General features: G+C 60.0%; 12 protein-coding genes and 1 pseudogene. 3 read left to right on the forward strand and 10 right to left on the reverse strand.

Translation table 11 applies throughout. The features are described 5' to 3' along the window. From NZ585_13690 to ruvX, 3 genes and pseudogenes are all read right to left on the reverse strand, one after another. A pseudogene (locus NZ585_13690) lies at positions 1–517 on the reverse strand (ATP-binding protein). A gap of 83 nt (positions 518–600) precedes the next feature. After that, on the reverse strand, positions 601–996 hold the full coding sequence (locus NZ585_13695) for an arsenate reductase ArsC (GenBank protein ID MCS7081086.1): 396 nt from the start codon (positions 994–996) through the stop codon (positions 601–603). A 142-nt stretch (positions 997–1,138) separates the two neighbouring features. Continuing rightward, a complete protein-coding gene (ruvX, locus tag NZ585_13700) occupies positions 1,139–1,654 on the reverse strand; it encodes a Holliday junction resolvase RuvX (protein MCS7081087.1) in 516 nt (171 codons plus the stop codon). Between the two features lie 142 nt (positions 1,655–1,796). Between ruvX and NZ585_13705 the strand changes: the two genes are divergently transcribed. Together NZ585_13705 and NZ585_13710 are read left to right on the forward strand one after the other, a co-directional pair. After that, positions 1,797–2,150, forward strand: a complete 354-nt coding sequence (locus NZ585_13705; protein ID MCS7081088.1) for a TraR/DksA family transcriptional regulator — start codon at positions 1,797–1,799, stop codon at positions 2,148–2,150. A 10-nt stretch (positions 2,151–2,160) separates the two neighbouring features. Continuing rightward, the gene (locus NZ585_13710) at positions 2,161–2,844 is read left to right on the forward strand and encodes a YggS family pyridoxal phosphate-dependent enzyme (protein MCS7081089.1); all 684 of its coding nucleotides are present in this window, start codon (positions 2,161–2,163) and stop codon (positions 2,842–2,844) included. On the opposite strand, the gene NZ585_13715 is transcribed toward NZ585_13710, so the two are convergent. The 7 genes from NZ585_13715 to NZ585_13745 all read right to left on the reverse strand — a co-directional run bounded on the left by NZ585_13715 (position 2,743) and on the right by NZ585_13745 (position 9,964). Continuing rightward, positions 2,743–3,696, reverse strand: a complete 954-nt coding sequence (locus NZ585_13715; GenBank protein ID MCS7081090.1) for a site-specific DNA-methyltransferase — start codon at positions 3,694–3,696, stop codon at positions 2,743–2,745. The genes NZ585_13710 and NZ585_13715 overlap by 102 nt on opposite strands. A gap of 43 nt (positions 3,697–3,739) precedes the next feature. Then, entirely contained in the window at positions 3,740–4,561 is an 822-nt protein-coding gene (locus tag NZ585_13720) for a purine-nucleoside phosphorylase (protein MCS7081091.1), read from the reverse strand. A 22-nt stretch (positions 4,562–4,583) separates the two neighbouring features. Further along, positions 4,584–5,726 (reverse strand): glycine oxidase ThiO, encoded by a 1,143-nt coding sequence (gene thiO, locus NZ585_13725; GenBank protein MCS7081092.1) that lies wholly within the window; start codon positions 5,724–5,726, stop codon positions 4,584–4,586. Further along, the gene (locus tag NZ585_13730) at positions 5,723–6,736 is read right to left on the reverse strand and encodes a BMP family ABC transporter substrate-binding protein (GenBank protein MCS7081093.1); all 1,014 of its coding nucleotides are present in this window, start codon (positions 6,734–6,736) and stop codon (positions 5,723–5,725) included. Before NZ585_13730 ends, thiO begins: the two co-directional genes overlap by 4 nt. Positions 6,737–6,818: 82 nt before the next feature. Then, positions 6,819–7,601, reverse strand: coding sequence for a DNA photolyase (locus tag NZ585_13735; GenBank protein ID MCS7081094.1), 783 nt, complete (start codon positions 7,599–7,601; stop codon positions 6,819–6,821). 42 nt (positions 7,602–7,643) lie between these two features. Next, positions 7,644–8,921, reverse strand: coding sequence for a S41 family peptidase (locus NZ585_13740; protein MCS7081095.1), 1,278 nt, complete (start codon positions 8,919–8,921; stop codon positions 7,644–7,646). A gap of 62 nt (positions 8,922–8,983) precedes the next feature. Beyond that, complete coding sequence (locus tag NZ585_13745; protein MCS7081096.1) at positions 8,984–9,964, reverse strand: VWA domain-containing protein; 981 nt, start codon at positions 9,962–9,964, stop codon at positions 8,984–8,986. A 156-nt stretch (positions 9,965–10,120) separates the two neighbouring features. On the opposite strand from NZ585_13745, the gene NZ585_13750 reads away from it, so the two are divergent. Continuing rightward, entirely contained in the window at positions 10,121–12,745 is a 2,625-nt protein-coding gene (locus tag NZ585_13750) for a SpoIIE family protein phosphatase (protein MCS7081097.1), read from the forward strand. Positions 12,746–12,761: the final 16 nt, after the last annotated feature.

A 12,761-nucleotide genomic window follows, 5' to 3' on the forward strand; every position in this document is an offset into this window, starting at 1 on the left:
AACGCCAACGACCACGGAAAACTCTGCGGACGACTCGGATACCCAGCTCGCAACTGCCGCAACACCGACACCAAAGCGTCATCTGCAGGGCGTCAATCCCGTCCAAAAACACTACCAGCGGGCGCGGACACTGCTGCGCCCACGCCGTCAGCGCCGCCAAAATCCGTTGCCCCGCCGGAATGGTCAGGTCCGGTGCCGGCATCCGCAGTTCCGCCGGCAGCCAAGCCCGACAGCCGACTTGCCACGCGCCAAGGACGGCGTTCTCGGCTGCGCCGGGGTCGTCTTTGAACGGCGCGCCGACTTCGAGCGACAGCAGCACCGCCGCGTACCGCCCTTCCGCCGTCAGCTGCTGCGCCAGCGTCAGCACCAGCATCGTTTTGCCCACCTGATGCGGCGCGTGCAGGACAAAGTATGCCTTCTGGTCAATCAACCGGCGCAGCCCCGGCAGACGCTCCACCGGCGGCAACATATAGTGGTCTTGCGGGTTGCACGGCCCGGCGGTGTTGAAATAACGCATGCCTCACCTTACGGAACATGGACGTGAAGGATGAAAACCGAATTCGGAACAATAGACAATACGAAAGCACAGGGGACAGCTTTTCAAGATATAAGTCGGTTGAAAAGAGACTTTACCTTCTCCTCAATCTCATCCCGAACACGGTTGAATTCGTCTTGCGGCAGGTGCTTCGGGTCAGGAATGCCCCAATCTTCCTGAATGTCGCCACGCAGGTGAGGGCAGGCGTCGCCGCATCCCATGGTAATGACGGCGGCGAATGCAACATCCGGCAGTTCTTCAAGCGACTTTGAGGTATGTCGGGTCAGGTCATACCCAAGTTCAGCCATGGCTGCGACGGCCTTCTCATTCACCTTGCCGGACGGATGCGATCCGGCGCTGTGAACTTCAAAGCCGCCCGGATTGTGTATTCGCGCCAAGGCTTCCGCCAACTGACTGCGACACGAGTTCTCAACACAGATAAAGGCGATATGTTTTACCATTTTCACCGTCCCGCTTTGAGATGGATACGGTTGCAGCGTCACTAACGGGAAATACGCCCGCCAAGGTAAGGCTCCTCGGAGTTCAGTCTTGAACGGCGGCGACGGCGGTACTCGCTGCGCCGTTTAAAGCAACAATCCGCGCTCAACGCTCATGGGCGAACAGCGGCGCAGCTGTCCGACTTGCCAGAAAATCCTGAAGCAAAATGGCCGCTGCAACCGCATCCTGCCGTTCCACCCACCGCCGGCGCGGAATGCCTTGCTCGCGCAGCCAATCTTCAGCGGCCACCGAAGTTAATCGCTCGTTCCAAGTGACGACTTCCACCGGCGTCGCACGGCGCAACGCCTCAACAAAGGCCAAAATGTGCGGCGTCGCCTGATTGGGCGAGCCGTCTAACCGGTAGGACAACCCAACCACACAGCGCACAATCCGCTCTTCGGCGATGAGCGCCGCCGTCCGCGCCACAAGGGACTTGCGCGAGCCGGTCGGCCATACCGCCAGTGGGCGTACGGTCAATCCCAACTCATCACAAACGGCCAAGCCAGTACGTTTCCTGCCCCAGTCAACCGCCAGTGTCCGTTGTGACGGCGGCGGGGCAAGGGCCTTCTCATCGTTCTCAGACAGGCCAGTGAACAGAGAGGATTCAGTTTCAGATGACACGGCGGTGACCTGCGGCAAGAGGCGGTGTAGACAATGATTCTGACATAAATTGACACTTTCGGACGACCTCACTACGCTTGCGCGTCCAAAAAGCTTTGCTGGAAAGCTTGACCCAGTGTTGACACCCGGAGAAAACGCGCTGATGGATGCTGATTTCTTAGCCCAACAAAAAGAAAAACTTTTGGCCAAGCGCCGTGAGTTGCGCGCGGCGCTCAACCTGACAACCCACGAGGAGGACGCCGGTGAAGAAGTCAAGGACCCGCTGGACGCCGCCGTAGCCTACGCCAATCGGGAATTGGTTGCGCGCCAATCCGATCAATACCGACAACTGCTTCAAGACGTTGAAGACGCCCTTGAACGCATCGCCGACGGCACGTATGGCATCTGCCAAGGCTCCGGCGAGGAAATCCCGCGCAAGCGGCTGGAAGCAATACCGTGGGCGCGTTACACGGCCGCCTATCAGGAAAAAATTGAGCGCGGCCTTGCCAGCGAATAGGCGTGTCACCATGCCGTCCATTGCCGACAACGTAGCGGCGGTTCGGGAGCGCATCGCGGCGGCGAGCGCGCGCGCCGGCCGCGCGCCGGAGCAGATTACGCTCATCGCCGTCTCAAAAACCCAACCGGTGACAGCGATTCAGGCGGCGGCGGATTGCGGCATCCTAGACATTGGCGAAAATCGCGTCCAAGAGGCCCTCACAAAAATTCCCTACAGTCCGCCGACGCTGCGGTGGCACTTAATCGGTCATCTGCAAAGCAACAAGGCCAAGCCGGCGGTTGAACACTTCCACCTAATTCACACGGTGGACTCAATCCCGTTGGCGCAGCGGCTCGACCGACTAGCGCGTGAACGTGGGCGGATTCAGCCTGTCTTGCTTCAGGTCAAACTGGGCGACGAACCGACCAAATCCGGCCTTGCCCCCGCCGACTTGCCGATGGTGTACGCCACCGTCCGCGAACTGCCGAACCTGCGCATCCGGGGCTTGATGACGATTCCACCCTTCCGCCCAAACCCGGAGGATGTACGTCCGTATTTCCGTCAACTGCGCGCATTACGCGACGAGTTGCGCGACCGCTTCCCGGACGATGCGTTATCGGAGTTGTCCATGGGGATGAGCCACGATTTTGAGGTCGCCATCGAGGAAGGCGCGACGCTCATCCGCGTCGGAACGGCCATCTTCGGCGCGCGATAGACAAGAACGGCTTGGCGTCCAGTTAACCCACGCAACTTGAAACTCGGCGAAGCGCTTCTCCATCACTCGCAGGGCCTCCTCATGATGATCCACAAGGATGCACCGGCGTCCGAGTCTCACGGCCGATTCGCCGAATGACCCACTGCCGGCGAAAAAATCCAACAGCAGGTCGCCCGGACGGGAGTGAACCTTCACAATCCGGTCCAGAATGCCCCGCGGCTTCTGGGTTGGATAGCCGGTCTTCTCACGCCCATTCGGACTGACAATCGTATGCCACCAAACATCCGTCGGCGTTTTCCCTCTGGCGGCTTTTTCCGGCCCGACAAGTCCCGGAGCCATGTAGGGAATTCGATCGCAGACCTCAAGATGAAACTGGTAATGCTCCGGGTCCTTGGCATACCACAGAATGTTGTCGTGCTTGGCCGGCCACTTGGTTTTTGAGCGCGCGCCATAATCGTACGCCCAGATAATTTCATTCATAAACGACGCGCGCCCGAAAATAACATCCAACAGCACCTTGACGTAGTGAACTTCGCGGTAGTCAAGGTGAACAAAAAGACTGCCGTCGGCTTTGAGAACGCGCCGCGCTTCCTGCAGGCGCGGCTCAAGAAACGCCAAATAATCGTCAAAGATGTCGGGGTAAGCCTTTGTGCCAAGCTTGATGGTTCTGTATCGCCGGCCTTGGAAACCCGTCCGGTCGCCATTTTCGTCACGGACGGTCGCCAGTTGCGTCCGTTGCTGAACCTTGCCGGTGTTGAACGGCGGATCAATGTAGATCAAATCAATCGAGTTGGATGGAAGCCCCTGCAAAACCGGCAGATTATCGCCGAAGTGAATTGTCAGTTCCGCCATGGAAGCTGCTTTTCTTCACAGAGGTTTGCACGCCAGATACGGCTTACATCCGCGCGATGATAGCCTTTAACAGCGGTACGAAGTGCGCCGTCACCTGTCGGCCAATTTCGAGAACCTCATCGTGGTTGATGGGCTGATTCAGTATGCCGGCCGCCGAGTTGGTGATGCAGGAAATACCCAAAACGCGCATGCCCATGTGTCGCGCCACAATGGTTTCGGGGACGGTGGACATCCCCACGGCATGCGCGCCAAAGCTCCGAATCATGCGAATTTCCGCCGGCGTCTCGTAGCTTGGGCCCAGCAACGCGGCATAGACGCCGGACTTGAGCGGAATACCTAACCGTGCGGCTTCCTCCTGCGCAATTGCGCGATAGGCTGGGTCATAGGCGTTGGTCATATCGGGAAAACGTGGGCCGAACCGTTCGTCGTTGAGGCCCTGCAGCGGGTTGGCCGCCATCAAGTTGATGTGATCTTCGATCAGCATCAGGTCACCCGGCTTCAGCGATGGGTCAATCCCGCCGGCGGCGTTGGTCAGAATCAGCTTCTCGATGCCGAGCAACTTGGCGATACGCAGATAAAACGTTGCCTGTTGCAAAGTGTAGCCTTCGTAGAAGTGAAACCGCCCCTGCATTGCCGCAATACACCGGTCGCCGAGGTAGCCGCACACCTGCCGCCCGTAGTGGCCGACCACTGTTGAGGTCGGTAGGTGCGGGATGAGCCGGTAATCCACGGTGACGGGGCGCTCCAGCACATCCGCAAACGCACCTAAGCCGGAGCCGAGCACCACCAGAATTTCAGGTATCTCCGGCAGCTTCGAACGAAGAAAATGGGCGGCTTCCAGAGCCTTTTCATAGATGTCTTTCATGCAGACTGTTTCTCGATTGCGTTTAGTTGGACGAGCATAGCACGTCCGGCGCGTAAAACCGTTTGGGCGAAAACGGAGCGATGTCGCAGGGCGGCGGCAACCCTCGCACCAGACAGCGGACGATTTCCGCCGTAATCGGCGTTAGCAGAATGCCGTTCCGATAGTGGCCAGTGGCGCACAACAGCCCTTCAATGTCTGTTCCGCCAATCAGCGGCAAGTCGTCCGCCGCCAAAGGGCGCAAGCCAGCCCAGGTTTCAACCAGCGCCGCCTGTGCCAGAGACGGCGCCGCCGCCGTCGCGCCCGCCAACAGCGCCAAAACACCGCCAGCCGTCACCTGCTTTTCATAACCGACATCCTCAACCGTCGCGCCGACGATGAGCCGGCCGTCCCGACGCGGCACAAGATAGACGCGCGGCGTCCGCACAACATGCCGAAGCCGCGTCAACAACGGCATCTGCAAGGCCAGCATTTGCCCGCGAATCGGGCGCACCACGCGCGCCGGCAGACGCAGCAACGCCGGCGACATCCGCGCCGCCCAACTCCCGGCGGCGTTGACGACCACCGGCGCCGACCAGCGTTCATCGCGCATCTCCACTCCCGCAACGCGCCCATGCTCAACCAGCAGTGCGATTCCCTCGCACTGACACACAATCCGTACCTGCGCGGCCGTCGCCGAGGCGATCAACGCCTGCGTCAAACGGCGGTTTTCAACCTGCCAGTCATCCGGCAGATAAAGCGCCCCGACGCTCTTCAGCAGGGGTTCGAGCGCTTGTACATCCTCAGGAGACAACCATTCGGCATGACAACCTGCAGCCGTTTGCCAAGCGAGCTTGGCTTGCAAGGCGGCGACCTCGTGCTCCTCCTCGGCTAACAGGAGCGTCCCGGCGGGACAGAGTTCGGCGTCAATGCGAGTTTCTTCCCACAGCGCCGCGACGAAAGCGGGATATAGCGCCCGACTTCTGAGGCAGAGGTCAAAGAGCGGCCCCGGCGCATCCGCTTCGGCCTGCGGTGCCAGCATTCCGGCCGCCGCCCACGACGCTTCACCGCCCGGCTGGGCGTTGCGTTCAAACACCGTCACACGCAGACCATCGCGCGCCAGCGCACGCGCAATGGCCAGCCCGATGACGCCGCCGCCGATGATGAGTACATCGCTGGTCGGCGTCATTTCAGGTTCGCCATGTAGTCGGTGACGCGCAGTTCACCCCGGATGATTTTTTCCCGCGCCGCCTCAACTTCGCGCAGCATGGCTTCAGAAACAAGCGGACGATTGTACTCGTCAAGCGCGTATCCGATGCCGTCGTTTTCCAACCCGTAAGCATGCAGCCCGGCGCGAAATCGCCGTTCCAGCGCCTGCTTGATGATGGTGTACACCGCGACATCCACGCGCTTGACCATACTGGTCAGCACAAAACCCGGTTTGACCCAGTTCTGGTTGGCGTCCACGCCAATCGCCAGCTTCCGGTTTTCTTCCGCCGCGTCAAAAACACCAATGCCGGAGTTGCCAGCCGCCTGAAAGACGACATCGGCCCCGGCTTCATACTGGGCCTTGGCCAGTTCCTTGCCCTTGCCCGGATTGTTCCAAGCAGCGTCCGTGATGCCGACAAAGTTCTTCAAAACAACGATGTTCGGGTTGACGTAACGCGCGCCTTCTTCATAGCCGGTCGCAAACTTGCGAATGAGCGGGATGTCCATACCGCCGACAAAGCCGATTTTGCCGGTTTTACTCGCCCGCGCCGCCATCATACCGACTAAGAAACTGCCCTCGTGTTCCTTGAAGACCAGCGAGGCGACGTTCGGTAAATCCACTACCGCATCCACAATGGCAAAGCGCAGGTTGGGGTACTCCTTGGCCACCGCCGCCAGAACCGGCCCTTGGGCAAAACCGACGCCGATGATGAGGTCGTAGCCACGTTCGGCAAACGCCCGCATACAGGGTTCAAGGTTGTTCGGCTCGCCTGGCTCGGCGTACCGCAGGACAATCGGCAGTTCCTGTTTGGCGCGTTTCGCTCCTTCCCATGCGGCGGCGTTGAACGATTTGTCATCCTTGCCGCCGATGTCGAACACCAAACCGACCTTGAGCTTGCCAGCCTCGTCACGAGGCGTATGGCCGCATCCCGGCACAACGATCCACGCTAAGGCAATCAGCAGCACGCCGGCCAACCGCGTGCGTCGCACCCTGTTTGAAAAACATCCACCAAAACCTTCACTCGGCATCCTTGGTTATTAACGCGCGTAGCTGATTCGGCGTCAAAGCCCGCTACGTCTCCCCAAATAACTCAGCTGCCAACTCATCGTAGGTTCGATCAAACGGACACTGCGCTGTACACCGGCGACACCACTCACCGTCGGTGTATTTCTCAACATTTTGCCGATTGAAGTAGTACGGTTTGCTGGAGAAGGTTGACGCCACCCACTGCCAAGAAAGCGCATTCGGTGGGGGATTGCCATCCAGCAGATGCGCGAAAAACAATCGCTCGCCGACCGTCCAGTGAACTTTCCGGTGGTGAATGAGGTAAGCGGCGAACCACATGCGGGCATGGTTGTGCATGTAGCCCGTGGTGTAAAGCTCACGGAGCGATTCATCCATGCACACCAAGCCGGTTTCGGCGCGCGCAATGTCCTCCGGCAGCGTCTCCCGCCAGACCGGGGGTGAAAACTTGTAGTCTTCAATGTCGGTGTAAATTCCGTCGCCCAGTTCGGCGTACACCTCCTGCCAGAACTGATGCCAAGCAAGCTCAAAAACGAACTTGTAGATGCTTTCACCAGCCCGCCCAAAACGGGCGAAAACAGTGTCGCGCACTTCGCGCAACGTTAGGACGCCGTGCCGGATGTAAGGTGATAATCGCGAAACATGGCCGCGTGTGACGTGGTTGCGCGAACCATACCGACGTGCGTCAAAACGATTGAGTTGGCGCTCGGCGGCCGTCCGGCCGCCCTCGATAGGCGAGATGGTCGGTTCGCCTTCATAGCAGCCGGCCAAGGCCGCGGCCAGATACGCCTGCATGTCGGCGCGGGGGCGGCGTGTCGCATCCAACTTCATGCGGCGGCTTCCAACGACACGAGGTGACGTTTTGGGAAAAACTCAGGCCGCTTTGGGGAGTACAGCTTTCGGCGCGGCGCGGTGTGCTTGCTTGGTCTCGCCTTTGAGCACCTCCAGGGCGCGTTTGAGGATCACGTCTTCCATCGGTGGGGCGACTTTCTTTGGTTCCTCCGGCGCTTCCGTCGGCGGCGGAGCGTCGGCGTCCAAGTCTGGCACAACCGGCTCAGCGGCGGCGACTTTAACTTCCACCGACGGCTTGACCGATTCCTCCATCAGCGACTTCCCAACAGCCGGAGCGTAGCGAACTGTCGTCAGCAGCAGCGCCGAGCCGTCCCGCAGCGGGAACAACCTTTGTTCCGAGCCGACGCCGAACGTCTTCTCGCCAACGACTTCCCCACGCTGGTTGTCGCGAATCGCGGCGGCCACTAGCTCCGCCGGACCAGCGGTCGAGCGATCCGCCAAAACGACAAGTTTCCCTTCAAAGGTCAGACTCCCCGGCTGCGCCGTCAGTGTCGTGACGGTGTTGTTTGCGCCAAGCGTTCGCGCTAGGACGCCGGAGGGGACAAAAACGCTCGCCAGCGCCACGCCTTCGGACAACTCGCCGTGGGCGGACTCCCGCAAGTCAAGCACCAGCTTTTGGGCGCCGCGCTGTTGCAACTGGCGTATCGCCGCGATGACTTGCTCGGTTTTGCCTTTGACAAGCAAACCAACCTTGAGGTAGCCGGTGTCGGGCGTTTCCATCCGTGAAACCACCGGCGATTGAAACGGGCCGGGACGGAGCGTGTGCTTCTCACCCTTTGAAAGGCCCGGACGCAAAACCGTCACCTCGATTGCGCCGCCGTCGGGAACGCTAGTCAGCATTTCCATGACTTCGTAAAGGCTGACGTCACGGGTGGCTGTCGTGTTCACGTATTCTAGGAAGTCGCCGGTCTTGATGCCCGCCTGAGCCGCCGGCGACCCCGGTGCCACGGCTACCACGTAGGCAAAACCTGCATACTTCGAGACCACCATACCGAACGGCACAGCCGTCAGCGTTTCCGGCTTGAATCGCTTTACCTGTTCCGGCGAAAGGTAGGCGCAGTACGGGTCCAACCCTTCCGCTAGCCCGCGTAATGCGCCGACGCGCACTTTGTCGAGGTCCGGCTCGTCTACATAGTCGTTGGCGATATGCTTGACGACTTCGTTGAAAATCTTGAGTTGGATATAGGGGTTGCCCTTGGCTACAACGCTGGTGCGCCGAGCTAGTAAACCGCCGACGACGGCATAGACGGCGAGCGCCGTTGAGAGCGCGACCAGAACAAACTTGGCTTTGAACGACATAGAACCTGACTCAGTTGAAGATTCGGTGGGGGTTTAGGCTGCGCGGCGGCTTGTCACGCAGCTCATTCCGTGGCGAATGTGGCGTAGTAGCCCTCGCGGGCGTTGACCGTCAAATTGGGAAGACCTTTCGGCGGATTGAGCTTGACTTTGAGTTTGCGCCACCGCTGCTTTTCATTTGATTTGCCGCCGGCGGGCACAGACGCCAAGTTGGTCGGTGTGTAGCCAATGCCGTACTGGTGACGCAGTTCAACGGCAATCCGTGTAATGATTTCCTGCAACTCGGCTTGGCTGTTCGGGAAAAACGCCCGTCCGCCCGTCAGCCGTGTGATTTCATCCAGAATAGCGCGCCCTTGGAGGTCGAGCGAGGTATCATTGAACGCCGTGGCAATGCCAATAGCATAAATCTGGACATCAGCCTCGCGCACCAGTTGCCGCAGTTCCCGAAAGGTGTAGCGGCTGCTGTTGTCTTGTCCGTCGCTGATGATAATCAGCGCCCGGCGACCATGGCGACCTTCCTTGAGCTTTTCAACGCCGATATATACAGCGTCGTAGAGCGCCGTCTGACCGCGCGCCTCAGCTAGCATGACCGCGCCAGTAATCTTTTCGGGATTCGGCGTGTAATCCACCAACAGCTTTGCTTGGTTGTTGAAACCGACAAGGAAGTATTCGTCCTCGTCATGGCAGGCGTCTAGAAATTTCCGCAGCGCAACATTCGACTTGTTGAGCCGCCCGCGCATGCTGCCCGACATGTCAAAGATGATGCCGATGGAGACTGGTGCATCCTCGTCGCTGAAGAACTCGATGTTTTGCTTGACGTTGTCCTCGTAAACTTCGAAATGTTCGGCGTCGAGGCCGGTCACAAAACGCCCTTGCGGGTCAGTGACGCTCACATTGAGCGTGACGAGGTTGGTCGTTGTTTTGACGACGGGCGTTTCATCCGGGCGCGATGTGGAAGACGGCTGCTGCGCCAGCGCATTGAACATGCCGAATGACAGGATACACAACGCCGCCGCCCAAGCGACCGTCAACCACCGGTTTCGCATAAGCGCCTCAACCTCTTATGTAAACAAGTGTTGAAGGACGACCAACGGCCAAACCGAAGCCGTAGCCCCAGCCCACAGCAAGGGCTATCATTGTAGGGTTATACGGAACGACGTGCAAGAAAGATAACCTACCCAGCCTTTCGGACGGCGCTTTCCATGACTGAGCGCGCACCTTCGCTGTTTTTTCTCCGGCTGCTGACGGTTCTGACGGTTTTCTACGTCGTCGTCCGGCTCGCCGCCGGCGTCGTTGAGCTGCGGAGTTGGTCGGTCGGCCTCACGCTGGAGGAAATGCAGCCCATCGTCCGCACGGTTGAGCATGGCGGTGCGGCGCAGGCGGCCGGCATTGAACCCGGCGACGAACTCCTGCGACCGGACGGACGGCCGTTTTACAGCTTCGGCGACTACGCCCGTCTCCGGCGGCAGGCGGAACGAACTAAAACGCTCCCGCTGCTCGTTAGAAAGGCCGACGGACGCGCATCTCCGGTCACCATCACCCTCACGCCGCCTGCGACCGGCTGGCTTTCCTTCGAGTTTTTCTTCGTCGTCGAAACAGCCCTGATTGTCGTACTGTGCGCCGGCGTCGGACTGGCGATCTGTTGGCTGCGGTGGGAGGACGCTACGGCGCGGACAGGCGGACTCTTTTTCATCTCCTTGGCGACACTGTTCGGCGGTGCCCAGCATGTCCTGCTGGCTTCGTGGCTGACGATACCCGCCGGATTGCTTCAGACGGTCGGCGTCAACGCCGTCGGCTACCTTTGCCTACGGTTCTTTCTGGCGTTTCCCAGCCCAAGCCGCTTCACCAAACCAGTCCGGCTGGCGCAGTCCCTCTACGGCTCGGCCGCGCTTGTGTTGGGACTGGTTGGGATCGCCCAGTTCACGGCGCGGATGTTGTCCTTTGAAGTCGCCCGCCGGTTTTCCGAACTGCCGCTGGTCGGCGTCGTCCCGTCCGTGCGCTTTGTCCTGCTGTGGCTTGGGCTAGCGTCGCCGTTCCTTGGCTACCTTGAGCGAAACCGAACGCAGACGCCCGAACAAGTGCGCCGGTTGAAAGTCTTCACGCTCGGCTCGGCGGTCGGCGTGATTCCGGTTTTACTGCTTCTGCTGGCGGTCAACACCTTCAAACTCAGCGCCGAAGATTATCCGTGGCTCTACGTCCTGCCGATTGCGCTGTTTCCACTCTTCCCGCTCTCGTTTGCGTACGTCGTCGTCAAGCATCGGGTGCTGGGCGTTCAACAAATCCTGCGCAGCAGCGTCCGGTATCTGTTCGTCTCGCGGGGCGTGATGGTTCTGGAGTACCTCGTGTTTTACTTCATTGCGCGTTACTTGATGTATCCGGTCGTGCTGTGGGGCTACGCCGCCGCCGGCAACCGGCTGACGCCGCCGGTGTTGGGGGCCTGGATGTTGGTGATGAGCGGCGTGTTTTTCGGCGTCGCCGTCTATATCAACCCACGCCTTCAATCCGCCATTGACCGCCGGTTCTTTCGTGAAGCCTACCAAGTGCAGCGGGTGCTCAGCGACCTTGCCGCCTCGGTTCGGGAGGCGACCAACATCGAAGAGATGCTGCGTCGCGTGGCGACGACGGTGGATTCGGCGCTGCACGTCAAAACGATTGGCTTTCTCCTCCATCCGAGTCTGCTCAATGGGGCGTCCAACGTCATCGCTAACGGGGACGTGCAGGCTTTACGCGGCTTCGCATGCCGTTTTGGACCAAACACATCGGGGGTGGTGGAGTCCGAACTGTCGTTTCCGACCACGTCGCCGCTGCTCGCCAAACTCCGCCGTGAGCCGGAGCCGTTTGAGCTGGACCCGGAATCCAGCGAAGGCATCCCCTACGCCAAACACCCGACGCTGCGGCGACTAGATTCGCATCTCCTCGTACCGCTGGTTTCCGGCGACAACCTGCTGGGTGTTTTCAGTCTAGGGCCGAAGCTTTCCGGCGAGCCGTACACCGGCGAAGACAAGTCCCTCCTGATGACCGTTGCGGAATCAGTGGCGCTGCGCTTGGACAACGCGCAACTGGTGCGTCGTCTGACGGCGGAAGCGACGTTGCGCCGCGAGTTGGAGATTGCGCGCGACATCCAACAGCGACTGCTCCCCAGCGCGTCGCCGGACGTACCGGGACTGGATGTCGCTGGTGTTTCTCTGCCAGCACGGGATGTCGGCGGCGACTACTATGACTTTTTCGTTCTCGGCGGCCGGCGGTTGGCCGTCGCCATCGGCGATGTCACCGGCCATGGCGTGTCTTCCGGTCTGTTGATGGCGCTGGCCAAAGGCGGGTTGTACAACCAAGTCGGCAATGACCCACACCCGTCGGCGGTGATAGCCGCCATGAACCGCCTCATCGCGGTTTCCGGCGGCAAACGGAACTTGATGACAATGACGTACGTGGTCATTGACGCCGCTGCGCAGACGTTTGAAATGGCGAACGCCGGTCATCCTTTTCCTTATCACTACCATGCGGCGACCGGCGTCGTTGAAGCTATTGAGCAGAGCGCCTATCCCCTTGGCGTCCGTCTTGACGGCCGATACCCGACCAAACGGTTGACCTACCAGGCAGGCGATGCGCTGGTGTTTTACACGGATGGTCTGGTCGAAGCGCGCAACGCCAGCGGCGCGGCGTTCGGGTTTGAACGTCTGGAAAAGTTGATTGCCCGATCTGGGAACTGCTCGGCCGTCGCCCTGCAGGACGCCATTCTTGCCGAGTTGCGGATGTTTCTCGGTGACGGCGCGGCTGAAGACGACGTGACGTTGGTGATTGTCCGCTTCACGGCAAGCGCTCCATAGAAAGCGCCGCTTCACC

Origin of the sequence: Chloracidobacterium sp. (genome assembly GCA_025057975.1) — a bacterium.
GTDB lineage: Bacteria > Acidobacteriota > Blastocatellia > Chloracidobacteriales > Chloracidobacteriaceae > Chloracidobacterium.

Coding starts and splice junctions, on each gene's coding strand:
- NZ585_13695 (MCS7081086.1), bottom strand. CDS start 996: ATGGTAAAACATATCGCCTTTATCTGTGTTGAGAACTCGTGTCGCAGT.
- NZ585_13705 (MCS7081088.1), top strand. CDS start 1,797: ATGGATGCTGATTTCTTAGCCCAACAAAAAGAAAAACTTTTGGCCAAG.
- NZ585_13710 (MCS7081089.1), top strand. CDS start 2,161: ATGCCGTCCATTGCCGACAACGTAGCGGCGGTTCGGGAGCGCATCGCG.
- NZ585_13715 (MCS7081090.1), bottom strand. CDS start 3,696: ATGGCGGAACTGACAATTCACTTCGGCGATAATCTGCCGGTTTTGCAG.
- NZ585_13720 (MCS7081091.1), bottom strand. CDS start 4,561: ATGAAAGACATCTATGAAAAGGCTCTGGAAGCCGCCCATTTTCTTCGT.
- thiO (MCS7081092.1), bottom strand. CDS start 5,726: ATGACGCCGACCAGCGATGTACTCATCATCGGCGGCGGCGTCATCGGG.
- NZ585_13735 (MCS7081094.1), bottom strand. CDS start 7,601: ATGAAGTTGGATGCGACACGCCGCCCCCGCGCCGACATGCAGGCGTAT.
- NZ585_13740 (MCS7081095.1), bottom strand. CDS start 8,921: ATGTCGTTCAAAGCCAAGTTTGTTCTGGTCGCGCTCTCAACGGCGCTC.
- NZ585_13745 (MCS7081096.1), bottom strand. CDS start 9,964: ATGCGAAACCGGTGGTTGACGGTCGCTTGGGCGGCGGCGTTGTGTATC.
- NZ585_13750 (MCS7081097.1), top strand. CDS start 10,121: ATGACTGAGCGCGCACCTTCGCTGTTTTTTCTCCGGCTGCTGACGGTT.